At 74.6% G+C, this 24,092-nt stretch carries 19 protein-coding genes; 10 read left to right on the plus strand and 9 right to left on the minus strand.

Annotated features, from left to right (window positions below; all coding sequences use genetic code 11):
* Positions 1-98 precede the first annotated feature (98 nt).
* The 7 genes from C593_RS0124360 to C593_RS0124390 all read left to right on the plus strand — a co-directional run bounded on the left by C593_RS0124360 (position 99) and on the right by C593_RS0124390 (position 10,003).
* Positions 99-332, plus strand: a complete 234-nt coding sequence (locus C593_RS0124360; protein ID WP_018849946.1) for a DUF397 domain-containing protein — start codon at positions 99-101, stop codon at positions 330-332.
* Positions 333-674: 342 nt separating this feature from the next.
* Positions 675-3,938: an SCO5717 family growth-regulating ATPase gene (locus C593_RS0124365; protein WP_018849947.1), complete on the plus strand. Its 3,264-nt coding sequence runs from the start codon at positions 675-677 to the stop codon at positions 3,936-3,938.
* A 200-nt stretch (positions 3,939-4,138) separates the two neighbouring features.
* Positions 4,139-6,010 carry an ABC transporter substrate-binding protein gene (locus C593_RS0124370; RefSeq protein ID WP_018849948.1) on the plus strand — a complete coding sequence of 624 codons (1,872 nt, stop codon included), beginning with the start codon at positions 4,139-4,141 and terminating at the stop codon, positions 6,008-6,010.
* A 3-nt stretch (positions 6,011-6,013) separates the two neighbouring features.
* Complete coding sequence (locus C593_RS0124375; protein WP_018849949.1) at positions 6,014-7,072, plus strand: ABC transporter permease; 1,059 nt, start codon at positions 6,014-6,016, stop codon at positions 7,070-7,072.
* Positions 7,069-8,010, plus strand: a complete 942-nt coding sequence (locus C593_RS0124380; RefSeq protein WP_037747013.1) for an ABC transporter permease — start codon at positions 7,069-7,071, stop codon at positions 8,008-8,010. Before C593_RS0124375 ends, C593_RS0124380 begins: the two co-directional genes overlap by 4 nt.
* On the plus strand, positions 8,007-8,987 hold the full coding sequence (locus C593_RS30435) for an oligopeptide/dipeptide ABC transporter ATP-binding protein (RefSeq protein WP_018849951.1): 981 nt from the start codon (positions 8,007-8,009) through the stop codon (positions 8,985-8,987). The genes C593_RS0124380 and C593_RS30435 overlap by 4 nt, the downstream gene beginning before the upstream one ends.
* Complete coding sequence (locus C593_RS0124390) at positions 8,948-10,003, plus strand: ABC transporter ATP-binding protein (protein ID WP_486591181.1); 1,056 nt, start codon at positions 8,948-8,950, stop codon at positions 10,001-10,003. The genes C593_RS30435 and C593_RS0124390 overlap by 40 nt, the downstream gene beginning before the upstream one ends.
* On the opposite strand, the gene C593_RS0124395 is transcribed toward C593_RS0124390, so the two are convergent.
* The 9 genes from C593_RS0124395 to rimP form a co-directional block, all read right to left on the minus strand.
* On the minus strand, positions 9,975-10,913 hold the full coding sequence (locus C593_RS0124395; RefSeq protein WP_078521844.1) for a bifunctional riboflavin kinase/FAD synthetase: 939 nt from the start codon (positions 10,911-10,913) through the stop codon (positions 9,975-9,977). The genes C593_RS0124390 and C593_RS0124395 overlap by 29 nt on opposite strands.
* Complete coding sequence (locus C593_RS30440) at positions 10,814-14,623, minus strand: trypsin-like peptidase domain-containing protein (protein ID WP_018849954.1); 3,810 nt, start codon at positions 14,621-14,623, stop codon at positions 10,814-10,816. The genes C593_RS0124395 and C593_RS30440 overlap by 100 nt, the downstream gene beginning before the upstream one ends.
* 223 nt (positions 14,624-14,846) lie before the next feature.
* Positions 14,847-15,746, minus strand: a complete 900-nt coding sequence (truB, locus tag C593_RS0124405; protein ID WP_018849955.1) for a tRNA pseudouridine(55) synthase TruB — start codon at positions 15,744-15,746, stop codon at positions 14,847-14,849.
* A complete protein-coding gene (rbfA, locus tag C593_RS0124410) occupies positions 15,743-16,180 on the minus strand; it encodes a 30S ribosome-binding factor RbfA (protein ID WP_018849956.1) in 438 nt (145 codons plus the stop codon). Before rbfA ends, truB begins: the two co-directional genes overlap by 4 nt.
* 151 nt (positions 16,181-16,331) lie before the next feature.
* A complete protein-coding gene (locus C593_RS0124415; RefSeq protein ID WP_018849957.1) occupies positions 16,332-16,625 on the minus strand; it encodes a DUF503 domain-containing protein in 294 nt (97 codons plus the stop codon).
* A 164-nt stretch (positions 16,626-16,789) separates the two neighbouring features.
* Positions 16,790-19,882, minus strand: a complete 3,093-nt coding sequence (gene infB / locus C593_RS0124420) for a translation initiation factor IF-2 (protein ID WP_018849958.1) — start codon at positions 19,880-19,882, stop codon at positions 16,790-16,792.
* A gap of 154 nt (positions 19,883-20,036) precedes the next feature.
* Entirely contained in the window at positions 20,037-20,315 is a 279-nt protein-coding gene (locus tag C593_RS0124425; protein ID WP_078521846.1) for a YlxR family protein, read from the minus strand.
* An 86-nt stretch (positions 20,316-20,401) separates the two neighbouring features.
* Positions 20,402-21,406, minus strand: coding sequence for a transcription termination factor NusA (gene nusA / locus C593_RS0124430; protein ID WP_018849960.1), 1,005 nt, complete (start codon positions 21,404-21,406; stop codon positions 20,402-20,404).
* A 2-nt stretch (positions 21,407-21,408) separates the two neighbouring features.
* Positions 21,409-21,906, minus strand: coding sequence for a ribosome maturation factor RimP (gene rimP / locus C593_RS0124435; RefSeq protein WP_018849961.1), 498 nt, complete (start codon positions 21,904-21,906; stop codon positions 21,409-21,411).
* A 155-nt stretch (positions 21,907-22,061) separates the two neighbouring features.
* On the opposite strand from rimP, the gene C593_RS0124440 reads away from it, so the two are divergent.
* Genes C593_RS0124440 through C593_RS0124450 form a run of 3 tightly spaced genes read left to right on the plus strand, consistent with a single transcriptional unit; the run spans position 22,062 to position 23,997 of the window.
* A complete protein-coding gene (locus tag C593_RS0124440; RefSeq protein WP_026278035.1) occupies positions 22,062-22,655 on the plus strand; it encodes a hypothetical protein in 594 nt (197 codons plus the stop codon).
* The gene (locus tag C593_RS0124445; protein ID WP_018849963.1) at positions 22,652-23,104 is read left to right on the plus strand and encodes a DUF4439 domain-containing protein; all 453 of its coding nucleotides are present in this window, start codon (positions 22,652-22,654) and stop codon (positions 23,102-23,104) included. The genes C593_RS0124440 and C593_RS0124445 overlap by 4 nt, the downstream gene beginning before the upstream one ends.
* A gap of 23 nt (positions 23,105-23,127) precedes the next feature.
* Complete coding sequence (locus C593_RS0124450; RefSeq protein ID WP_018849964.1) at positions 23,128-23,997, plus strand: aminoglycoside phosphotransferase family protein; 870 nt, start codon at positions 23,128-23,130, stop codon at positions 23,995-23,997.
* Positions 23,998-24,092: the final 95 nt, after the last annotated feature.

Below are 24,092 nucleotides of genomic sequence, written 5' to 3' on the forward strand. Positions count from 1 at the left end.
CACACTAGGATGCCGGTCGGTGACGCTGCGCGAGCATCAACTACGCGACGTCATGAGGCTTTTGGGCCGTTCATCCGGCCTCGACGAAAGGAACCCCGATGGGCAGCGCACAGGAAAAGGACGAGCTGTACGCCTTGGACATCTCCGGCGTCGAATGGGAGGGCCCGCCCGGGACCAGCCCGGACGAGGAGCGCGTCGAGATCGCCCACCTGCCGAACGGGGCGGTCGCCATGCGCTCCTCGCTCGATCCGGACACGGTGCTGCGGTACACGGAGGCGGAGTGGCGGGCCTTCGTGCTCGGTGCGCGGGACGGCGAGTTCGACCTGAGCTGACGAGTCCCACCGGGGCCCGGTGACGTGTCGGGGGCAGGACCCGCGGGTCCCGAATGCCGAGTTCACCCCGATAGGCACCGGGCCGTTCTCACGCTCCGGACCGTCCGTGTCACACCCGGGCAGAAAGTGACGTGCGGGACTTGTCACGAGGGGCGGACGGGCCTGCCGGTGCGGTGTCGTTGGCGATTAGGGTGGGTGAGGGCGCGGCAGAAGAGCCTTCGGGCATGCCCACCGCGTACCCCGGGCCGGACACGGCCCAGGGGGAGAGCCGGGCCGATCGGACGTCAGCGGTCGCTCCCACCCATGACGGCACAAGGGTGCTCGACGACACCAGGAGGCACAGTGAACAGCGATCGGGACGACATCCACGGGGAGTGGAACCTTCCCGTCGACGAGTCCGACGCGGAGCCCGCGGAGCTGACGGGCGAGTTCACCATCGACTACACCCCGCCCGCCTGGTACACGCAGAACGCGTCCGGGGACGCCTCGGGTGGCGCCGGGTCCCAGTCGACCCCGCCTCCGCCGCCGCAGGGCGCACCGGTCCAGGTGCCGGGGCTGCCGGCGGACAGCGGTTTCGAGCCCCACTGGTCCCCGACGCCGCCCCAGCCGCCCGCCTCGCCGCCGACGCCGCCCGCGACGCCCGCCGCGCCCGCCGCTTCTGCGGCGCAGGACCCGGGGCCCGTCGCGCCGGGTCTCCCGCAGCAGCCGCCGTCCGCCGCCGCGCAGGAGCAGGGGCCGTACGCGCCCGTCCCCGCGCCGCCCCCGGCTTCTCCGACTCCCCCGGCTCCGCCGTCCGCTGCCGCCACGCCTTCGTCCGACGGGTTCGACAACGGCGACCTGGAGAGCGGCTCCACCATGCGCTTCTCCCCGGCCGCGCTCCGGCGTGAGATGGCCGAGCGCGCGGGCGACGGAGCGTCGCCCGACGCCGTCGCGTCCCCGCCCGCACCCGACGACGCGGAACGCCCGGCCGGCGCGGCGGACGCGGACGAGGCCGTGGACGCGCAGACCGGCCGGCCGGCCGGGCCCGCGCCGCAGGAGGCGGACGAGGCCGGGGCCGACGACGGCGCCGAGGCGGCGACCGGGAACGCGGGCGCCGAGGACGAGACCGGGAACGCGGGCGCCAAGGCGGCGACGGGTACGGCGGGCGCCGAGGACGAGACCGCGCCCACGACCGGCGCGGGGCCGGGCCACGACGTACCGGACTCCACGCCCCCCGCCGGCGCTGACAGCGCTCCGGACAGGGCCCCGGCCGCCGACGACTCGGCCGCCCCCGACGAGGAACCCGGCTCCGACGCCGACGGGCCGCAGGACTCCGTGCCCGCCGCGAGCCCGGCGTCCGACGCGACGCCTCCCGCCGAGCCGCAGGACTCGCCGCCGTCCGCCGTCCCCACGCCCTCCGCGCCCTCCGCGCAGGGCGGTGTTCCGGCCGCCGGTCCGCAGGACGCGCCGCCCGCCGCACCGCAGCCCTGGGCGCCCGCGCCCGGTGCCGCCCCGCAGCCCGGGCTGCCGCCGCTCCCGCCCGCCTACCAGCCTGCGGCCCCGGCCGCCGCGCAGCAGTGGCCCGGCACCGCGCCCTCGGCCGACCAGTCCGCTCCCCCGCAGGGCCCGCCGGTTCCGCAGCAGCCCGCCCCGGGCCCCGGCGCGGGAGCGCCGTGGGCCCCGGACCAGGCCCAGGCCCAGGCCCAGCCCCCGGGCGGCTACGGATTCCCGCAGCAGAACGCGGCCGCGCCCCCGGCTCCCGCGGGACCCGGCGGTTACGGCTTCCCGCAGCAGGGCACCACCCCCGCCACACCCGCACCCGCGCCCCGCGGCGGTGGCTACGGCTTCCCGCAGCCCGGCCCGCACGGACAGCCCGGCGCCCACGGACAGCAGCCCCCGGGCGCCCAGGCGCCCGCGGACCTGCCACCCGCCCCCGGCGGCGGCCACGGCGGCTACGGCTTCCCCCAGCCCGGCACCCCGCAGCCCGGCGGTTACGGCTTCCCGCAGCAGCAGGCAGCCCCGCCGGGCGGGCTCCCCGCGCAGGCCCCGGGCGCACACGCGCCCGGCCCGCACGCGCCCGGCACCCCGCCGCAGCCCGGTCCCGGCGGCCCCGCCGCCAACCCCGCCCCGGGCGGCCACGCCGCCGCCCCCGGTGCCGTCGACCCGCGTACCGGGGCCGCCTGGCCCAGCCCCGTCGCGCACGACCAGCGTGAGCGCTCGGTCCCCGGTGCTCCCCTCGGCTACACGGCCGCCGTGGAGCTGTCCTCGGACCGGCTGCTGCGCAACAACAAGCCCAAGCCCAAGTCGAGCCGGGGCCCGTCCGCGGCCAACCGCTTCAAGCTGGGCGGCAAGAAGGAGGAGGCCGAGCGGCAGCGGAAGCTCGACCTGATCCGCACGCCGGTGCTCTCCTGCTACCGGATCGCGGTCATCTCCCTCAAGGGCGGTGTCGGCAAGACGACGACCACCACCGCCCTCGGCTCCACACTCGCCACCGAGCGGCAGGACAAGATCCTCGCCATCGACGCCAACCCGGACGCCGGCACCCTCGGCCGCCGGGTCCGCCGGGAGACCGGGGCGACCATCCGCGACCTGGTGCAGGCGATCCCGTACCTCAACTCCTACATGGACATCCGCCGGTTCACCTCGCAGGCGCCGTCCGGGCTGGAGATCATCGCGAACGACGTGGACCCGGCCGTGTCCACCACGTTCAACGACGAGGACTACCGCCGGGCGATCGACGTCCTCGGCAAGCAGTACCCGATCATCCTCACGGACTCCGGCACGGGCCTGCTCTACAGCGCGATGCGCGGGGTGCTGGACCTGGCCGACCAGCTGATCATCATCTCGACACCCTCCGTCGACGGGGCGAGCAGCGCCTCGACCACGCTGGACTGGCTGTCCGCGCACGGTTACGCGGACCTGGTGCAGCGTTCGATCACCGTGATCTCCGGAGTTCGCGAGACCGGAAAGATGATCAAGGTGGACGACATCGTGGCGCACTTCCAGACCCGCTGCCGCGGGGTGGTCGTGGTGCCGTTCGACGAGCATCTGGCGGCCGGCGCCGAGGTCGACCTGGACATGATGCGGCCCAAGACCCGTGAGGCGTACTTCAACCTCTCGGCCCTGATCGCGGAGGACTTCGTCCGCGCCCAGCAGCAGCAGGGGCTGTGGACGGCCGACGGCAACCCGCCGCCGCAGGCCGCCCCGCCGATGCCGGGCCAGCAGGTCCCGGGCCAGCAGATGCCCGGACAGCCGTGGCAGGGCGGCGGCGCCCAGCCGTACCCGCCCCAGCAGCCGCAGGCATACCCCCAGCACCCGCAGCAGCCCCAGCCCCCGTACCCCCAGCACGGCGGCCCCCAGCCCCCGCCGCACCACCAGCAGCCGCCGCACCCGCAGCACCCGCAGCAGCAGGCATACGGCGTCCCCCAGCAGGGTTACCCGCCGCAGGGCCGGCAGCAGTCCGCCGCGGCTCCCGCCGCACCCCCGCCGTCCGGCGCACCGGGCGCGCCGGGCGCACCCGGGCAGCCGGATCCGCACCACGCCCAGCCGGATCCGAACTCCCCGCCGCCGCCCCCGGGATGGGGACAGCAGGGGCCCCCGCAGGCGCCGCCGGCCCCTCAGCAGTAAGGCGGCAGAGGACTGGACCAATGAGGACCCGCATCGGCTCGACGATGCGGGTCCTCTGCGTATTCCCGCAGACCACACGGGGTTTGGGCGGCCGTTGACGCGGCATCACCTCACTGATAAACCTTCGCTTCACCCATTGGCGAACCCGAGATCACCAACCTGCCCTCTCCGCGCGAGTCATGACGTGAGGTCACCGCCCCATGGTCCACAAGGTTCCGCACCGCACCGTCCGGCCACGCCCCCGACCGCGGCGCGCCCTCGCCGCCTCCCTCGCCGCCACCGCGGTGCTCCTGGCCGGCGCGGTGGCCCCCACGGCCCACGCCCGGCCCCCGGCCCAGCCCGCGGCGCAAGCCCCCGCCGCCGCCGACGGCAAGAAGGTGCTGACGGTCGCGGTCTCGCAGAGCGTGGACTCCCTGAGCCCGTTCCTGGCCGCCCGTCTGGTGAGCACCTCCATCCACCGGCTGGCCTACGAGTACCTCACCAACTACGACCCCGCCGACGGCCGTACGATCCCCGGGTTCGCCACCGAGTGGAAGCCGTCCGCGGACAAGCTGACCTGGACGTACACCATCCGGGACGACTCGAAGTGGTCCGACGGCGAACCGGCCACCGCCGAGGACGCGGCCTGGACGTTCAACACGATGATGAGCGACCCGGACGCGGCGACCGCCAACGGCAGCTTCACCGCCAACTTCGAGAAGGTCACCGCGCCCGACGCCCGGACCCTCGTCATCGAGCTGAAGAAGCCGCAGGCCACGATGACCGCGCTGGACGTCCCGATCGTGCCCAAGCACGTGTGGGAGAAGGTCGGGGACTTCTCCGCCTTCAACAACGACAAGCAGTTCCCGATCGTCGGCAACGGCCCCTTCGTCATCACCGACTTCAAGGTCGACCAGTACGTGCGGCTCGCCCCCAACAAGGACTTCTGGCGGGGCGCGCCCAAGTTCGACGAGCTGGTCTTCAAGTACTACAAGGACGGTGACGCCGCGGTCGCGGCCCTGCGCAAGGGCGAGGTCTCCTTCGTCCAGGGTCTCACCCCCGCCCAGGCCACGGCCCTCGGGAAGACCGAGAACATCAAGGTCAACGACGCCCCCGGGCGGCGCTTCCTCGCCCTCGCCACCAATCCGGGCGCGCGGTCCAAGGACGGCAGGAGGTTCGGCAACGGCCACAAGGCCCTCCAGGACCCGGCCGTCCGCAAGGCCCTCTTCCACGCCACGGACCGCACCACCATCGTCGACAAGGTCTTCCAGGGCCACGCGGTCGAGGGCGAGGGCTACATCCCGCCGCGCTTCCCCTCCTACTTCTGGAAGCCCGGCGCGGCCCAGAAGATCGCCTACGACCCGGCGAAGGCGGCACGGCTGCTGGACGAGGCCGGCTACCGCAAGAACGGCGGCGGCAAGCGGACCGGCAAGGACGGCAAGCCGCTCGACTTCCGCATCCTGTGCCACGCCACCGACCCCAACGACAAGGCCATCGGCAAGTACCTCCAGGAGTGGTGGGGCGAGCTCGGCATCGGCCTGAAGGTCGAGTGCCTGGACAACGTCTCCGATCCGTGGCTCAAGGGCGACTACGACCTGGCCTTCGACGGCTGGTCGGTCAACCCCGACCCGGACTTCGTGCTCTCCATCCACACCTGCGCCGCCCTGCCCGCCACCCCGAAGGACACCGGCGCCACGGACAACTTCATCTGCGACAAGCGCTTCGACGAGCTGTACGCGCGGCAGGCCGCCGAGTACGACCCGGCGAAGCGGGCGGCACTGGTCAAGGAGATGGAATCCCGGCTGTATGACACGGGCTACATGAATGTCCTCGCCTATCCGAACGCGCTGGAGGCGTACCGTACCGACCACATCAAGTCGATCACGACGATGCCGGAGTCCGCGGGCAACATCTACGGGCAGGACGGTTACTGGAGCTGGTGGTCGGCCGAGCCCGCCGCGGCGGGTGGGGGCTCGGGTCCGGGCCTCTCCACCGGGGTGGTCGTCTCAGTCGGCGCGGCCGTCGCCCTGGTCGCCGCCGCCGGCGTCCTCGTCGCGATCCGGCGCCGTTCCACCGTGGAAGACCGTGAATAGTCGATGAGCACGACGAGCACCACCGGCACACCGGCCGACGTGGCGCGGGCCCCCGAGGCCCGCGCCATGGGCGGCGGGGGCGGCGCCCCCGCCTATCTCGTTCATGCGGCGGGGAAGCTCGGCGGGGCGGCGGTCTCCCTGCTGGCCGTGCTGGTCACCAGCTTCTTCCTGTTCCGGATCATCCCGGGCGACCCGGTGAAGGCGATGACGCACGGCATGCCGACGTCCGCCGAGCAGATGGCGACCCTGCGGCGGCAGTTCGGGCTGGACCAGCCGCTGTGGCAGCAGTTCACCGACTACTGCGCCAAGGCGCTCACCGGCGATCTCGGCATGTCGTACCAGTTCCGCGCGCCGGTCGGCGAGCTGATCGCCGAGAAGGTGCCGGCGACGCTGCTGCTGACCGGCGTCGCCGTCCTCCTCTACTCGGCCCTCGGGCTGTGGCTGGGCACCCGCTCCGCCTGGCGGCACGGCAGCTTCGGGGACCGGCTGAACACCGGGGTGGCGCTCACCCTCTGGTCGGTGCCGTCCTTCTGGCTGGGGCTGCTGCTGATCATCATCTTCTCGGTGGGCGTCGGCCCGGTTCCGGGCCTCTTCCCCACCGGGGGCATGGAGTCCGGCGACACCGAGGGCTTCGCCCGTGTGGTCGACATCGCCCACCACATGGTCCTCCCGGTGCTCACCCTGGTCGCCGTCGGCTACGCCCAGACCCTGCTGGTGATGCGTTCCTCGCTGCTGGACGAGATGGGCAGCGACTACCTGACCACCGCCCGGGCCAAGGGCCTGCGGGACGACGCCGTGCGGCGCGGCCACGCCGTGCCGAACGCCCTGCTGCCGACCGTGACCATGGTGTTCATCAACCTCGGCCACGTCGCGGCCGGCTCGATCCTGGTCGAGACGGTGTTCTCCTGGCCCGGCCTCGGCGGCCTGTTCTACCAGGCGCTGAGCGTGCCCGATCTGCCGCTCGTCCAGGGCCTGTTCGTCGTCTTCGCGGGCGCCATGATTCTGATGAACCTCCTCGCCGACCTGCTGTATCCGCTGCTCGACCCCCGGGTGGGCCGATGACCACGACTCCCACGTCCCCCGTGAAGCCGACCGGGACCGGCGCCCCGCGGTCCGCGCGCGCCCTCGCCCGGGCGCGCCGCCGCCGTTCGGCGGTCCGCTTCTGGACGGCATACCGCTCCCACCGGGCCGGGCTGTTCGGCCTCGGGGTGCTCGCCGCCATCTCGCTGACCGCCCTGGCCGCGCCCCTGCTCGTGGGCTCCGATGTGCAGAGCGTGACGAGCGCCCCGGGCACCGCCCTGGAGTCCCCGAGCGGCGAGTTCCCACTCGGCACCGATCAGTTCGGGCGCTCCCTGCTCGGTCTGCTGGTGTGGGGCGCGCGGATCTCCCTGGTCGTCGGGCTGCTGGCGGCCGTCCTGTCGGTGGCCATCGGCACCCTGGCCGGCATCGTCGCCGGGCACTACGGCGGCTGGTTCGCCACCGTCATGATGCGCGTCACCGACTGGTTCCTGGTGATGCCGACGCTGGTGCTGGCGATCGTGCTCGCCACCGTGATGTCCCGCAGCATGTGGACGGTGATCGTCGCCATCGGGGTGACGAGCTGGCCGACCACCGCCCGGCTGGTGCGGGCGCAGACCATCGCGGTGGAGTCCCGCCCCTACATCGAGCGGGCCAGGGCCCTCGGCGGCGGGCACGGGCACATCATGAACCGCCATGTGCTGCCCAATGTGATTCCCCTGGTCCTCGCGCAGACCACCCTCGGTATCTCCAGCGCCATCCTCACCGAGGCGACCCTCGCCTTCCTCGGACTCGGCGATCCGACGGTGGTCTCCTGGGGCGGGATGCTCCAGGACGCGCGGGAGGCGGGCGCGGTCTCCTCCGGGCACTGGTGGTACCTGGCACCGCCGGGAATCGCCATCGCCCTGGTGGCCCTGGCGTTCACCCTGTGCGGACGGGCCGTCGAGTCGGTGCTCAACCCGAAGCTGGGGGTGTCGCGTTGAGTCTTCTCCAGGTCAACGACCTGCATGTCACCTATGGTTCCGGGCCGGACGCGGTGCCCGCCGTGCGCGGGGTGGACCTGACCCTGGCCGCCGGGCGGAAGCTGGGCGTCGCCGGGGAGTCCGGCTGCGGCAAGTCGACCCTGGCCCTCGCCCTGCTGCGGCTGCTGCCCCCGCCGGCGCGGCTGCGGGGCGAGATCCTGCTCGACGGCGAGGACGTGCTCACGATGAAGTGGGGGCGGCTGCGCGCGGTGCGCTGGGCGGGGGCGTCGATCGTGTTCCAGGGCGCGATGCACTCTCTCAACGCCGTGCACCGGATCGGGGACCAGATCGCGGAGCCGGTCCTGCTGCACCGCCGAGCCGCCACCACCGCCGAGGCCCGCCGCCGGGTCGGCGAACTCCTCCAGCACGTCGGCCTGCCGGTGAGCCGCGCCGACGCCTATCCGCACGAGCTGTCCGGCGGCCAGCGCCAACGCGTCATGATCGCCATGGCGCTCGCCTGCGACCCGCGGCTGATCGTCGCCGACGAACCGACCACCGCGCTCGACGTGATGATCCAGGCGCAGATCCTCCGGCTGATCGGGCAGCTCGTCGCCGAGCAGGACATCGGCCTGCTGATGATCAGCCACGACCTGGGCGTCCTCGCCGACACCTGCGACGAACTGGCCGTGATGTACGCGGGCCGGGTCGTCGAGGAGGGCCCGGCCCGCGCCGTCCACGAGGCAGCCCGCCACCCGTACGGCAAGGCCCTGTCCGCGGCCTTCCCCCGGATCGGTGACCCTGCCTCCCGGCGCGCCCCGCGCGGTCTGCCGGGCGACCCGCCGGACCCGGCGGCGCTCCCCGCCGGCTGTGCCTTCCACCCCCGCTGCCCGTCCGCGCTGGACGCCTGCGCCCACGAGGACCAGGTCCTCGCCCCGGCGGGCGAGCTGCGCCGGGCCGCCTGCCTGCTCGTGACCCGGACGGAGGTTACGCACCCGTGACCGAGACCACGGCCCCGCCCGCCCTGCTGGCCGCCGAACGCCTGTACGTCACCTTCCCCGGCCGTCGCGGCGCGCCGGCGGCCCGCGCGGTCGACGGGGTGGACCTCGCGGTCGGCCCGGGTGAGATCGTCGCCCTCGTCGGGGAGTCCGGCTGCGGCAAGACCACCCTCGCCCGTGCCCTGCTCGGCCTCGTCGAGCCGACGGCCGGCCGGGTCTCCTTCGACGGCAAGCCCCTTTCCTACGGCTACCGTTCCCTGAAGCAGTACCGCAAACGGGTGCAGCTCGTCCTCCAGGACCCGAGCGGCTCCCTCAATCCCCGCCACACGGTCTACGACGCGGTCGCCGAGGGCCTGCGCATCCACGGCCACACCGGTGACGAGCGCGCCGCCGTAGCCGGGGCCCTGTCCCGGGCCGGGCTCCGCCCGCCGGAGCGCTTCTTCCTCCGCTATCCGCACGAGCTGTCCGGCGGCCAGCGGCAGCGGGTGGTCATCGCCGGGGCACTCGTCCTGGAGCCCGAACTGATCGTCGCCGACGAGCCGGTGGCCTCCCTGGACGCCTCCGTGCGCGGCGAGATCCTGGCCCTGCTGCTGCGCCTGCGGGACGAGCTGGGGCTCTCCGCCCTGGTGGTGACCCATGATCTGGGCCTCGCGTGGAACATCGCGGACCGGGTGGCGGTGATGTACCTGGGCCGGATCGTGGAGTCGGGCCCGGTGGAGGAGATCCTGACCGCGCCCCGGCACCCGTACACCCGGGCCCTGCTCTCGGTGCTCCCCGAGTCCGGGACCCCGCCGGTGGTCCTCGCGGGCGAGCCCCCGGACCCCACCCGCACCCCGGCCGGCTGCCGGTTCCATCCGCGCTGCCAGGTCCTCGCCTCCGGCGAGGCGGACGCCGTGGCGAGCGCCTGCCGCACCACGGACCTCCCGGTCCTGCCCGCGGCACCTGCCGCGCGGGCGGCCTGCCACTGGGTGGCCGGGCCCCTGGAGGTGGCTACGCCGTCAGCTCACGGCACTTCCTGACGTCGGCCGCCATCGCGACCAGCAGCTCGTCCACCGAGTCGAACTTCATCTGCCCGCGCACATAGGCGAAGAAGTCCACGGCGACGTGCATGCCGTACAGGTCCAGCCCGACCCGGTCGATCGCGTACGCCTCGACCGTGCGCTCCGTCCCGTCGAACTGCGGGTTGGTGCCGACGGAGATGGCCGCCGGCATCCGCTCGCCGTCCGCCGTGAGCCAGCCGGCGTACACGCCGTCGGCGGGGATCGCCGTGTGCGGCAGGGTCTCGACGTTGGCCGTCGGGTAGCCCAGCTCGCGCCCGCGCTGGGCGCCGCGGACCACGATCCCCTCGACGCGGTGGGGCCGGCCCAGGATCTCCGCCGCGCCCGTCACATCGCCCTCGGCGACGAGCCGCCGGGTCAGGGTGGACGAGAACGGCTCCCCGCCGCCCGCCGCCCCGCGCACATAGAGGTCGACGACCTCCACCCCGTAGTCGTAGGTGGCGCCCAGCTCCGTCAGATACGCCACATCGCCCGCCGCCCGGTGTCCGAAGCGGAAGTTGGGGCCCTCGACCACGAGGGTGGCGTGCAGCTTGTCGACGAGGACCTTCACGATGAAGTCGGCCGGGGACAGCGTGGAGAACTCGACGGTGAACGGCAGCACCAGCACCGCGTCCACGCCCAGCTCCGCCATCAGCTCCGCGCGCCGGTGGTGCGGGGCGAGCAGCGGCGGATGGCTGCCGGGGCGGACGACCTCACTGGGGTGGGGGTCGAAGGTGACGACGACGGCAGGGACGCCCAGTTCGCGGGCCTTGGCCACGGCCCGGCCGATGATCAGCTGGTGGCCGCGGTGCACCCCGTCGTAGGAGCCGATGGTGACGACGCTGCGTCCCCAGTCCTGGGGGATGTCCTCCAAGCCACGCCAGCGCTGCACTGTGACCGCTCCTCGCCCGAACCTGTGTGTGTGATGACCGACTGCGCAGGTCTAAGACTGCCATGCCCGGGCCCTCCGCCCGGCATCGGCTCCTGCGGGGGCCGGGCGGCGGCCTCGGCGAGCATCCGCCAGGTGCGGGGCCCGGCGACCAGGTCCCAGGCATCTGGGGCCTCGGCCGTCCACCGTGCCAGCGCGGCGGCGAAGGCCCCCGACCGGTGTGCCAGGTCCACGAGCAGCAGGTCCAGCCGGGACGCGCCCAGGGGCGTGCGGACCAGGACGAGTCCGGCGCGGTGCACCACCTCCCGGGTCTCCGGCCGGGCGGGCGCCTCGCAGGTCAGGGCGGCCGTGCGCAGCACCGCCTCCAGCACCTCCAGGTCCCGGGCCGCGTACTGCTCGTAGCCGAGCAGGGCGTCGAGGAGTTCGGCCCGCAGCGCGCGGGAGTGCGGGCTGCCCGGGGCGGCGAGGACGGGCGCGAGCGCGCTGCGCACCCGCACGGGCCGGGCCCGGATCAGGCGGGTGACGAGAGGGACGAGGACGGCCCGGTCGACGGGCGGACGTTCCAGCCGGATGTCGACGTATGCGGCCGCGTGGGCGCCCGCTTCGGGCCGCTGGTCGACGTACTCGCAGATCAGGGCGGCGACCGGGCGTGCGGTGCACGGGGTGGTCGCCTCGGCGAGGACGGCCGTGAGCACTCCCCCGTCCTCGGCGCCCGGGGCCATCAGCCGGCTCCGGAAGGCGGCGAGGACCGGGCCGGGATGGGAGCGCAGGGCGTCGGTGAAGGTCTCGGGCGGCAGCCCGCCGGCCCGGAACAGGGCGAGTGCCGCGTCCAGGTGGTCGTCCCGGCCGGCCGGGTCCCGGACGAGGAGGGCGAGCGCGACGGGCGCGTGGGCGCCGTCGGCGAGCAGCGCCCGGGCGGCGCTCCGCAGCAGGGCGCGGTCGGCACCGGCCCCGGCGCGGGCGTCGGCGGCCGGCAGGTGCAGGGCGGCGACGGCCCGGCGCTCGGGCCGGTGGTCGGCGGCCCGGCGGTGCACGGCCCGGCAGTACGCGGAGGGGTGGTCGTCGGCGAGGGCGCCCAGCAGGTCGCGGGCGCGCGGGTGCTCGGTGGCGAGGAGCGCTTCGGCGAGGGAGTCGGGGGCGCGGTCGCGGCGGGCGTAGAGCAGGGCCTGCGCGGCGGCGGCGACCGTGGGCCGCACCCCGGCGGCCCGGCCGGTGGCGAACGGGGGGTCGAGGGGCGTGTCGTCGGCGAACCAGGCGCACAGCAGCGGCTGGACCGCCTCGGGGTCGGCGGCCAGCCGCTCGGCCGCCAGATCCAGATGACGCGGCGCCCCCTGGGCCCCGGCGGTGCCGTCGGGAGCGGGGTCGGCGGGCAGCAGCCGGCGCAGCAGGTCGAGCAGGGTCCGGTCACCGAGGGCGAGGGCCGCCCAGAACGCGGGACCGAAGACGTCCCGCTCCCGCCCGTCCGCGGCGACCCGGGCGGCGAGGTCCCGCAGGACGGCGGCGTACGGCTCGGCGTCGCGCAGCCGCGGCAGCACCTCCCCGAGCAGCCGCGCGGCCCACCAGCGCGGCTCCGCGTGCGGGTGTGGCGCGGGCGGCGCGTCCCCGGGGGCCGGGGCGAGGGCCCGGACCAGGGCGGCGAGGTGCGCGGCGAGGGCGGCGGGCCCGTGGCGCCGCTCGGCGAGGAGGAGCGCGTGACGCACCGGCCCGTGCCGGTGGCGGGGCACCGGCGGGCCGGCCGGGGCCCGGTGGACCAGCTTGCGCAGGGCCGCGTCGAGATCCAGGTGGACGCCCTGGATCCAGTCCGCGAACTCCCCGTGGGCGAAGCGGTAGCCACCTCCGGCGGGCACGACCAGCCCCTCGCTGAGCACGGCCGCGGCCCAGCCGTCCCGCCAGGGGAAGTGGGTCTCGAACGCCTCGCGGGTGATGTGCCCGCCCGAGCCGAGGCAGTGGCGGCCCAGCTCGTGGACCCGCCCGGCGGCCCGGGCGGCGAGCCGCCGGACGGCGGTCCCCCGCACCGGGGCGGCCCCGGCGGCGGCCACCCGCCCGGCGACCCGGAGCGCGAACAGGTCCAGCCAGGCCGCGAACACCTCGGCCCGGTCGGGACCCGGCCCGACCGGCTCAGCGCCGTGTCCTGCCTGCGCCGCCCGCACTTCGGCGAGCAGGCGCAGGGTGAGCGGGTGGCGGGCGTCGGGCCCGGCGAGTGCGTTGTCGGGGAGCCCGTGGCGGGCGCGGGCCGTCGCCGCCTGCGCGGCCGTCAGGAGGCCGATGGGGACGGGCGCGGCGGCCGCGCCGTAGAGGGCGGCGGCCTCCTCCCAGTGGGCGGGGCCGCAGCCGATGACGAGCTGGGCGCCGTGGCGGGTGAGCCAGTCGCGGGTACGGGCTGCCCAGGAGGCGAAGCGTTCCCCGGTCAGGGGCATCTCCTCGGGCCCGTCCAGGACGACGAGCAGCGGACGCCCGGCGGCCTCGGCGACCCGGGCGGCCCGGCCGGGACCGACCACCCCGGCCTCCGCAGGCGGGGGAGCGTCGGCAGCGGGAACCCCGGCGTGCACCAGCCCACCGCCCCCGGGGCCGCCCGCCCATCCGGCGGCCCCGGCAGGAGCGGCCTGTGGCCGTCCGGCGCCCCCGCCCCCCGCCGGGCCGCCGGGCGCCCGCCCCCGCGATGCCGCGCGGACGCGGGACGCGCGCCCCAGCGCGCGGGCCAGGGCGTCCTCGACCGAGGCGTCCTCGCGGCGCAGATCCGCGCCGCGCAGCCAGAGCGTGGGCCCCGGGGCGGGGTCCTGTGCGCGACGCGCGGCCAGGGCGGCCAGCTCCGTGGTGCGGCCGGTGCCGGGGTCCCCCACCAGTGCGCGGACCACCGGCGGCCGGTCCGGGAACGCGGGCAACTGCCGTGCCACCTCGGGGCGTTCGACGGGCTCGGCCCAGGCGGCGGCCGACCCCCCGGCGGCCACCGCCGGGGCCACGGTCACCGGCGTGGAGCCCGGTGCGCCCGGCGCCGCGCCCCCGCACCCCGCCCCGGGCGGGACCGCCCCCAGTGCCCTGGTCAGCTCCACCACCCCCGCCAGGTTGAGGTCCGCCCCGTGGGCCGGCGCGCACGCCGCATTGCGCCGCAGCAGCCCGGCCAGCGTCCCCGCACCGGCCGCGTCTGCCGGCGGCAGCAGCCGGTACGCCGGCACCGAGCCGCCGTCGGGGTCGGACGGCGGCGGGCCGAGGACGGCGAGCACCGCCCCGGTGACGGCGTCGAGCACGGGCCCGCCCGCCTCGCCGCCGATCCGCAGCGCGTCCCGTGCGTCGGCCCCCATCACCAGCTCCAGGACTGTGCCGCCGGTGCCCCGGGCCCCGAGGACCCGGGCCTCGCGCCAGGCACCGTGGGCGCGGATCCGGACATAGGTGCCCGGCGGAATACCGGCCCGCGCCGAGACCGGCAGCGGCGGCGGAAGGGTCCCCGGCGCGGACCCGTCGGTGCGCAGCAGGGCGAGCCCGGACGCGGGGAGCAGGACGAGGCCGCCGGGGGCGAGGGGGCGGGGGCGCTCGCCGTCGGCGGCGCGCACGGTCACCGCCGTACGGCTCCCGGGGCCCCCGGACGCCTCCAGCGCGCCGATCACCTCGATGCCGGTGACGACGGTGCCCTGTCCGTCGGCGGTGAAGCCGGTGCCCAGCGGCCGGCCGGCCGCGTCGCAGATCCGTACGAGCTGTGCCGTGGTGCCGCGTTCCATGGTCCGACGGTAGGCCGGGGATGATCACCGAGGGGGCGCCGCGGAGGAAAGCGCCCCCTGTGCGCCCCGCTGGTACTCCGAGCGCCTGCACGATGAGGTGAATCGGGGGCGTCGTGCGGACAGATCTGTGGGTGGGGGAAACCGAGGGGGGTCGTGGAACGGGCGGCGGTGCCGCCCGTTCCACGCGAGAGCTCGGGACTCACGAACTCACGGTCTCACGAACTCAGACGAAGACCGCCAGGCTCTTCGCCTTGCCCTTCTGCTCCTCGACGAGTGCCAGGAAGCGTTCCTCGGGTCCGAAGACCGCCACCGGCGCGCGGTCGTACGCGGGCATGTCCAGGCGCACACCGTTGGCGAGCAGCTTGGCCCGCCGTGCGTCGACGTCCCAGCGCGGGAAGGCCGCGGCCGCCGCCTGCGCGATCGGCATCACGGTCAGCTCCTCCTGGAGCTGGTCGAGGGTGCGGGCCGCGTCCAGCCCGTAGGGGCCGACGCGGGTGCGCCGCAGCGCGGTCAGATGGCCGCCCACCCCGAGACCGGCGCCCAGATCGCGGGCGAGGGCCCGGATGTAGGTGCCGGAGGAGCAGACCACGGAGACGACGAGGTCGACCACGGGCAGTCCGTCGTCGGTCACCGCCTCCCGTACGTCGTAGACCCGGAAGGAGGAGACGGTCACCGGCCGGGCCGGGATCTCGAACTCCTCGCCGCCGCGCACCCGCGCGTACGACCGCTTGCCGTCGATCTTGATGGCGCTGACCTTCGACGGCACCTGCATGATGTCGCCGGTCAGGGCGGCGACCCCGGCGTCGACGGCCTCCCGGGTGACCCCGGAGGCGTCGGTGGACGAGGTGACCTCGCCCTCCGCGTCGTCGGTGACCGTGTTCTGGCCGAGCCGGATGGTGCCCAGGTACTCCTTCTCGGTGAGCGCCAGGTGCCCGAGGAGCTTGGTCGCCCGCTCGACGCCGAGGACGAGGACTCCGGTGGCCATGGGATCGAGCGTCCCCGCGTGTCCGACGCGGCGGGTCCTGGCGATCCCGCGCATCTTGGCGACGACGTCGTGCGAAGTGAAGCCCGACGGCTTGTCGACGATGACAAGGCCGTCGGGCACAGGGGTGCGGTCCGTCATTCCGAGGCTTCGTCCTCGGGCTTGCGGTACGGGTCGGCCTCGCCGGCGTACGCGGCGCCCGAGGACGCCTCGCGCACCTTGGCGTCGGAGGCCCGCGCCTTGTCGAGGAGGTCCTCGATGGTCCGCGCGTTCTCCGGGAGCGCGTCGGGGACGAACGTCAGGGTGGGCGTGAACTTGGTGCCCGCCGCGGCACCGACCGCCGACCGCAGGATGCCCTTGGCGCTCTGGAGCCCCGCCGCGGCGCTGGCCCGGTCCTCGTCGTCGCCGTAGACCGTGTAGAAGACCGTGGCCTCCCGCAGGTCACCGGTGACGCGGGTGTCCGTGATGGTCACGTGCGTCCCGAGTCGAGGGTCCTTGATGCCGCGCTGAAGCTTCTCGGCGACCACCTCCCGGATGAGGTCTGCCAGTTTCTTCGCCCGCGCATTGTCGGCCACTGGTCCTTCTCCCTTGTGCTGCGTGTGCTGCTGTTCCTGCTGCGTACTGCTGTGCCGTGCTGGGTTGGTGCTCGTGGTGCCGGGTGCTGCTCGTGGTGCGGGGTGCTGCTCGTGGTGCTGGGTGCTGCTCGTGGTGCTGGGTGCTGCTCATTCAGTCTTCGTCGCTGTGGAGCCTGCGTCGAACCGACAGCAGCTCCACCTCCGGCCGGGCGGCGACGAGGCGCTCGCACCGGTCCAGCACCTCCGTGATGTGCCCGGTGTCGCCGGAGACCACCGCGAGGCCGATCTCGGCCCGCCGGTGGAGATCCTGTCCGCCGGTCTCCGCCACGCTCACCGCGTACTTCCGCTGCAGCTCGGCGACGATCGGGCGGACCACGGAACGCTTCTCCTTCAGCGACCGTACGTCGCCGAGAAGCAGATCGAAGGACAGTGTCCCCACGTACATGTGTGTCCGGATGTCCCGCCGGTACGGGTTCAGGGTTCTGCCGGCACCCGGCAGAGGGACGTGTCCGGGGGATCAGCGCCGGACACCTCCGAGAACCGTACACGCAACGGCCGGGGCCGATCGACGGAAAATCTTCCGCCGACCGGCCCCGGTCGCCTGGCGCGTCAGCCGCGGGGCTTCTCGCGCATCTCGTACGTCGCGATGACGTCGTCGATCTTGATGTCGTTGAAGTTTCCGAGGTTGATACCGCCCTCGAAGCCTTCGCGGATCTCGGTGACGTCGTCCTTGAAGCGGCGCAGGCCCTCGATGTTGAGGTTCTCCGCCACGACCTTGCCGTCGCGGATGAGGCGGGCCTTGGTGTTGCGCTTGACCTCGCCGGACCGGATGAGGACACCGGCGATGTTGCCCAGCTTGGACGAGCGGAAGACCTCGCGGATCTCCGCCGTGCCGAGCTCGACCTCTTCGTACTCCGGCTTGAGCATGCCCTTGAGGGCCGCCTCGATCTCCTCGATGGCCTGGTAGATCACCGAGTAGTACCGGACGTCCACGCCCTCGCGCTCCGCCATCTGCGCGGCACGGCCGGCCGCGCGGACGTTGAAGCCGATGACGATCGCGTCCGAGCCCATGGCCAGGTCGATGTCGGACTCGGTGACCGCACCCACGCCGCGGTGCAGCACGCGGATGTCGACCTCCTCGCCCACGTCGAGCTGGAGCAGGGACGACTCGAGCGCCTCGACGGAACCGGAAGCGTCACCCTTGATGATGAGGTTGAGCTCCTGGATCTGACCGGCCTTGAGGACCTTGTCGAGGTCCTCGAGCGACACCCGGCGGGTGCGCTTGGCGAAGGCCGCGTTGCGCTCGCGCGCCGCGCGCTTCTCGGCGATCTGGCGTGCCGTGCGGTCCTCGTCGACGACGAGGAAGTTGTCGCCGGCGCCCGGGACGTTGGTGAGACCCAGGACCAGGACCGGAGTCGACGGGGTCGCCTCCTCGACGTTGTTGCCCTTGTCGTCGAGCATGGCCCGCACGCGGCCGTAGGCGTCGCCCACGACCATCGTGTCGCCGATGCGCAGCGTGCCGCGCTGGACGAGGACGGTCGAGACCGCACCGCGCCCGCGGTCGAGGTGGGACTCGATCGCGATGCCCTGCGCGTCCTGACCGGGGTTGGCCCGCAGGTCGAGCGAGGCGTCCGCGGTGAGGACCACGGCCTCCAGCAGGGAGTCGATGTTCAGACCCTGCTTGGCGGAGATGTCGACGAACATGGTCTCGCCGCCGTACTCCTCGGCCACCAGACCGAACTCGGTGAGCTGGCCGCGCACCTTGGTCGGGTCGGCGCCCTCGACGTCGATCTTGTTGACCGCGACCACGATCGGCACGTCGGCCGCCTTGGCGTGGTTCAGCGCCTCGATCGTCTGCGGCATCACACCGTCGTTGGCCGCGACCACGAGGATCGCGATGTCGGTGGACTTCGCACCACGGGCACGCATGGCGGTGAACGCCTCGTGACCCGGGGTGTCGATGAAGGTGATCGCGCGGTCCTCGCCGTTGACCTCGGTCGTGACCTGGTACGCACCGATGTGCTGGGTGATACCGCCGGCCTCGCCCGCGATGACGTTCGTCTTGCGGATGGCGTCGAGGAGCCGGGTCTTACCGTGGTCGACGTGACCCATGACGGTCACCACCGGCGGACGGGAGACCAGGGCCTCGTCGCCGCCCTCGTCCTCGCCGAACTCGATGTCGAAGGACTCGAGGAGCTCGCGGTCCTCCTCCTCCGGGCTGACGATCTGGACGCTGTAGTTCATCTCGTCACCGAGGAGCTGCAGCGTCTCGTCGGAGACGGACTGCGTCGCGGTGACCATCTCGCCGAGGTTCATCATGACCGCGACGAGCGACGCCGGGTTGGCGTTGATCTTCTCCGCGAAGTCGGTGAGCGAGGCACCGCGCGACAGGCGAATGGTCTCGCCGTTGCCGCGAGGCAGCATCACACCGCCGACCGACGGGGCCTGCATGGCCTCGTACTCCTGGCGCCTCTGCCGCTTCGACTTGCGGCCACGGCGCGCCGGACCGCCGGGACGGCCGAACGCACCCTGCGTGCCACCACGGCCGCCGGGACCGCCCGGACGGCCGCCGAAGCCGGGACGGCCGCCGAAGCCGCCGCCACCACCGGGGCCACCGCCACCGGGACGGCCGGCGAAACCGCCGCCGCCACCGGGACGACCGCCGCCACCGCCACCGGGACGGCCCGCGAAGCCGCCGCCACCGGGACGACCGGCACCGCCGGGACGACCGGCACCGCCGGGACCGCGACCGCCGCCACCGGGACCGCCGCCCGGACGCGGGCCGGCAGCGGGACGCTGCGGCATCATGCCCGGGTTGGGACGGTTGCCGCCGGGCGCGCCGCCGGGGCCGCCGGCACCACGGGGCGCCTGCGGACGGGGCATGCCGCCGGGGGTCGGACGGGCGCCGCCCTGACCCTGCGGACGGGGAGCACCACCGGGACCGCCCTGCGGGCGCGGGGCGCCGGGGGCGCCGCCGGGTCCACCGGGACCGGGCCGGGCACCGCCGGGACGGGGCGCCTGGGGGCGCGCCATACCGGTGGAGCCGCCGGAGGTGAAGGGGTTGTTGCCCGGACGGGGACCGGCCGGACGCTGGCCGCCGGGGCGCGGGGCGCCCTGACCGGGAGCCGGACGCGACGGACGGTCGCCGCCGCGCTGGCCGCCACCGGCCGCCGGACGCTGACCGCCGGCCGGACGGGGACCGGGGGTCGCACCGCCCTGCCCACCGCCGGAGCGGGGGGCCTGCGGGGCGGCGGGCTGCGCCGGAGCCGGGGCCGAGAACTCGGCCGCGGGCACCGGGCTCGCGGGCTTCGCCGGCGCCGGCTTGGGGCCGGGCGTCGGACGCGGACCCGGGGTCGCGGAGGGGGTGCCGCCCGCCTGGGCCGGCTTGGGGGCCGGTGCGCCGGGCTTCGGGGCGGCGGGACGTGCCTGCGCCGGGGAGGGCGCGGCAGGACCGCCCGGGCGGCCGGGGGCCGCGGGGGCGGGCTTGGGCGCGGCCTTGCGGGGCGCGCCGGGCTTGGCTGCGGACTTGCCGGCGGTACCGCCGGGCCCCTGCAGCGCGTCAGTCAGCTTGCGTACAACCGGCGCCTCGATCGTCGAGGACGCCGAACGGACGAATTCACCGAGTTCCTGGAGCTTGGCCATGACGACCTTGCTCTCCACACCGAACTCCTTGGCGAGTTCGTATACCCGGACCTTAGCCACTTCGCTCCTTTGAGGTCCGGGTTACCGCCGGACCGTCGCTACTTCATGGGCGTACTCATCGCGTACTCATCGAGTGCTCATCGCAATCTCGACCTACTTCCAACTCGCGAGGTACCTGACCGCACGGGGGTTCCCGTGCCGTACTTCTTTCGTCTCACTGTGCCGTCTGCTCGACGTGCCGCCGGAGACCGGCGGTGTCCAGCGGTCCCGGAACCCGGAAGGCCCGTGGGAACGCCCGTCGGCGAACCGCCAGATCGAGACAGACCACGGCGGGGTGCAGATACGCACCCCGGCCGGGCAGCGTACCGCGATCATCGGGGGCACACTCGCCCTCGATCACCACGATGCGCAGCAGATCGCTCTTGGCCGCCCGCTCCCGGCATCCCACACAGGTTCGCTCAGGGCACGCGCGGGCATGCGTCCGGCCAGACACGCTTAAGTCTACCTCCCCGCACCGACCTCACCCCTTTGGGGCAAAAATCGAACGGTTGTTGTCCTGATCCACTCCGGGCCGCGGGCTCAGCCCTGCCCGGAGCCCTCCTCGGCACCCTCGGTGTCCGGGCGGATGTCGATGCGCCAGCCGGTGAGGCGGGCGGCCAGGCGGGCGTTCTGGCCCTCCTTGCCGATCGCCAGCGAGAGCTGGTAGTCCGGCACGGTGACCCGGGCCGAACGGGCGCCGAGGTCCACGACCTCGACCTTGCTCACCCGGGCCGGGGACAGCGCGTTGGCCACCATCTCCGCCGGGTCGTCCGACCAGTCCACGATGTCGATCTTCTCGCCGTGCAGCTCGGCCATGACGTTGCGCACCCGGCCGCCCATCGGGCCGATGCAGGCGCCCTTGGCGTTCAGGCCGGAGCGGGTGGACCGTACGGCGATCTTGGTGCGGTGACCGGCCTCGCGGGCGATGGCCGCGATCTCCACACTGCCGTCCGCGATCTCCGGGACCTCCAGCGCGAAGAGCTTCTTCACCAGGTTGGGGTGGGTGCGCGAGAGGGTCACGGACGGACCGCGCACCCCCCTGGCCACCCGCACCACATAGGTGCGCAGCCGCAGACCGTGGGTGTACTCCTCGCCGGGGACCTGCTCCTGCACCGGCAGGATGGCCTCCAGCTTGTCGTCCAGCCTGACCAGGACGTTCTTCGGGTCCTTCCCCTGCTGGACCTGGCCGGCCACCACATCGCCCTCGCGGCGTGCGTACTCGCCGAAGGTGACGTCGTTCTCGGCGTCGCGCAGCCGCTGCTGGATGACCTGGCGTGCGGTGGTCGCCGCGATCCGGCCGAAGTCGGAGGGCGTGTCGTCGAACTCCTTGGGCTCCTGGCCCTCCTCCAGCTCGGAGGGGTCCTCCTTGGCCCAGACCGTGACGTGCCCGGTCTCCCGACTCAGCTCCACCCGGGCGTGCCGGCGGCTGCCGTCGGTGCGGTGGTAGGCGATGAGGAGGGCCGACTCGATGGCCTCGACCAGCAGGTCGAAGGCGATCTCCTTCTCCTGCGCCAAGCCCTTCAGCAGCTTCACGTCGATGTCCACGGCTACGCCTCCTCTTCCTTCTTGTCCTTGCGGTTGAACTCGATCTCGACGCGCGCCCTGGCGATGTCGCCGAACGCGATCCGGCGGGCGGTCGGCCTGCGCCCCTTCACACCCGGCACCTCGGCGTCGATCCCGTCCTCGTCGACGGCGAGGATCCGCGCGACGACCTCGCCGTCCTCGTGCAGCTGGAAGCGGACGAGCCGGCCGGTGGCGCGCCGGTAGTGGCGGTGTTCGGTGAGAGGGCGGTCGGCGCCCGGGGAGGTGACCTCCAGGACGTACTCGTCCTCGCCCATGGCGTCGGTCTCGTCCAGCTTCTGGGAGATCGCGCGGCTCAGCTCCGCGCACGCGTCCAGTTCCACGCCCTCGTCGGAATCGACCACGATCCGCAGGGTGCGGCGCCTGCCCGCCCGGGAGACCTCGATCTCCTCCAGATCCAGTCCGGCGGCGCCGACGAGCGGTTCCAGCAGCCCGCGCAGCCTCTCGTTCTGGGTGGTGCTCATCCGGGTGACTCCTCGGCCGCGTGTGCTGTTGTGGGATCGTCGCGTGTCGAGGGAAAGGGTATCCGGTCCCGAGGGGTGTTGCCGTCCACCACCGCCGCACCCGCGGGTACGCTCGCCTGCGGCGATGATCACCGCGAGGTCCGAGGAGAACAGGCGTGGGGCGCACGGGATGGACACGAAGACGTGCGTTGCTGGCCTCGGGGGCGGCCGCGGCCGGGGCCCTGACCGGCTGTTCGGACGGGAGGCCCGGGGTGCGGGGCGCCGCCACCGTCGCCGGGGCGGACCCGGCGCGGGCCGAGAAGGCCCTGCGGGCGCGGCTGGCCGCGCGGAGCGAGGCCCTGGCCGGCACCTACGACGCGGTCCTCGCCCGGCATCCCTCGCTGGCGGAACGGCTCGGGCCGCTGCGGGCGGCGGTCGGGGCCCACGCCGAGGCGCTGGGGGGCAGGGCGGCGACGGAGCCCCCGGCCCCACCGTCCGCAGTTCCGTCCGGCCCTGCCTCGCCGTCCGGCCCGGCCTCGCCGTCGACGGCCGCTCCCCCGGCGGCGTCCGCGACCCCGGTGGCGGGGGGCTCCGTCCCGGACGACCCGCGCGCCGCCCTGACGGAGTTGGCCGCCGCGGAGCGCCGCACCGCCGACGCGCACACCGAGGCCCTGCTGGACGCGGAGCCCGAACTGGCCCGGCTGCTGGCCTCGGTGGCCGCCGCGGGGGCCGCGCACGCGTACCTGCTGACGAAGGGTGAGACGCCGTGACCGAGGTGGACGCGGCGGGTACGCTGCGGGCCGCTCAGGCCGCCCTGGCCGCCGAGCACGCGGTGGTCTACGGCTACGGCGTGGTCGGCGGACGGATCGGCGACGAGCGGCGGCAGGAAGCCGCGTCCGCGCATGCCGCGCACCGGGCGCGCCGGGACACCCTGGTCCGCGCGGTGCGCGACCTCGGCGCCGAACCGGCCGCCGCCGCACCGGCCTACGCGCTGCCCTTCGCGGTGCCGGACGCCGAGGCGGCGCAGCGGCTGGCCGCCGAGCTCGAGGACCGGGTGGCGGGCGCCTGGGCGGACCTGGTGCGGGCCTCCCGGGGGAGGCTGCGGAGGGAGGCGGCCGTGGCGCTGCGGGAGGCGGCCGTGCGTGCGGTGCGCTGGCGCGGCAGCGGCGTAGCCTTTCCTGGGCTCGCCGAGCGGGCCGCCGACGACCGCAGCCGCTGAACGGACAAGGGATCACACGACGTATGGCTTTCGAACCGCCCCAGCGGCTGGTCCGTGCTCTCGACGGGACCACCGAGTGGCTCGGGCAGCTGCCCGGGATCGTCCGCGAGGCGGTGGACCGGCGGAAGCTGGACGTCGAACGGGTGGTGGTGCCGGGCGGCCGCAGCAGCGTGGTCCTGCTCGTCCGGCTGCCGGACGGCACCCCGGCGGTGCTGAAGCTCGCCCCGCCTCAAGCGGCCCCCGACGCGGAGCGGACGGCGCTGGCGGCGTGGGACGGCTGGGGCGCGGTCCGGGTGCTGGACGACGACGGGGACGGCGGCCTGCTGCTCGAACGGCTCCAGCCGGATGTCTCGTTGCGCTCGCTGCCGGAGGCGAAGGCGCTGCTGGAGGCGGCCGGGACGGTGCGGCGGCTGTGGGTGGAGCCCCCGGCCGGTCACGGCTGGGAGTCGGTCGCCGAGCGCACGGCGCGGCAGGCGGACGTGATGCGGGCGGCGGGCGGGCCGCTGGTGGCGGCGGCGCTCGACGCGCGGGCGGAGCTGGTGGCCGGTGGGACGCCCGAACTCCTGCTGCTGCACGGCAACTTCCGGCAGGGGAAGGTACTCGCGGGCGAGCGCTCGCCGTGGCTGACGGTGGGTCCGGAGCCGGTGGTCGGCGAACGCGCCTACGACCTGGCGCGGTTGGTCCGCGACCGGGTCGAGGACCTGGTCGCCGCCTCGGGCGGATCGGCGGCGGCCCGTCGCCGGGTGAAGCGGCTCGCGGACTCCCTGGAGGTCGACCGCGAGCGCCTGCGGGGGTGGACGCTGTTCCGCGCGGTGGAGTCGGGCACGCGGGCGCTGGCGGAGGGGCGGCGGGCCCAGGGCGAGGCGGCCCTGGAGTTCGCGGGCTGGTTGTAGGGGGCGTGGTTGTGGACGGCGCGGGGCACGGCACGGTGGGTGGGCACCCGGCCCTGGCCCCCGCCCGCCGGTCGTCGCGGCACCCCGCTGCGCAC

Source organism: Streptomyces sp. CNT372 (assembly GCF_000377145.1).

Bases quoted from the DNA above. Each gene is read 5' to 3' on its own strand.
- truB (WP_018849955.1), bottom strand. From the start codon at position 15,746: ATGACGGACCGCACCCCTGTGCCCGACGGCCTTGTCATCGTCGACAAG.
- C593_RS0124375 (WP_018849949.1), top strand. From the start codon at position 6,014: ATGAGCACGACGAGCACCACCGGCACACCGGCCGACGTGGCGCGGGCC.
- C593_RS0124370 (WP_018849948.1), top strand. From the start codon at position 4,139: ATGGTCCACAAGGTTCCGCACCGCACCGTCCGGCCACGCCCCCGACCG.
- C593_RS0124415 (WP_018849957.1), bottom strand. From the start codon at position 16,625: ATGTACGTGGGGACACTGTCCTTCGATCTGCTTCTCGGCGACGTACGG.
- C593_RS0124380 (WP_037747013.1), top strand. From the start codon at position 7,069: ATGACCACGACTCCCACGTCCCCCGTGAAGCCGACCGGGACCGGCGCC.
- C593_RS0124360 (WP_018849946.1), top strand. From the start codon at position 99: ATGGGCAGCGCACAGGAAAAGGACGAGCTGTACGCCTTGGACATCTCC.
- C593_RS0124450 (WP_018849964.1), top strand. From the start codon at position 23,128: ATGGCTTTCGAACCGCCCCAGCGGCTGGTCCGTGCTCTCGACGGGACC.
- rimP (WP_018849961.1), bottom strand. From the start codon at position 21,906: ATGAGCACCACCCAGAACGAGAGGCTGCGCGGGCTGCTGGAACCGCTC.
- C593_RS30440 (WP_018849954.1), bottom strand. From the start codon at position 14,623: ATGGAACGCGGCACCACGGCACAGCTCGTACGGATCTGCGACGCGGCC.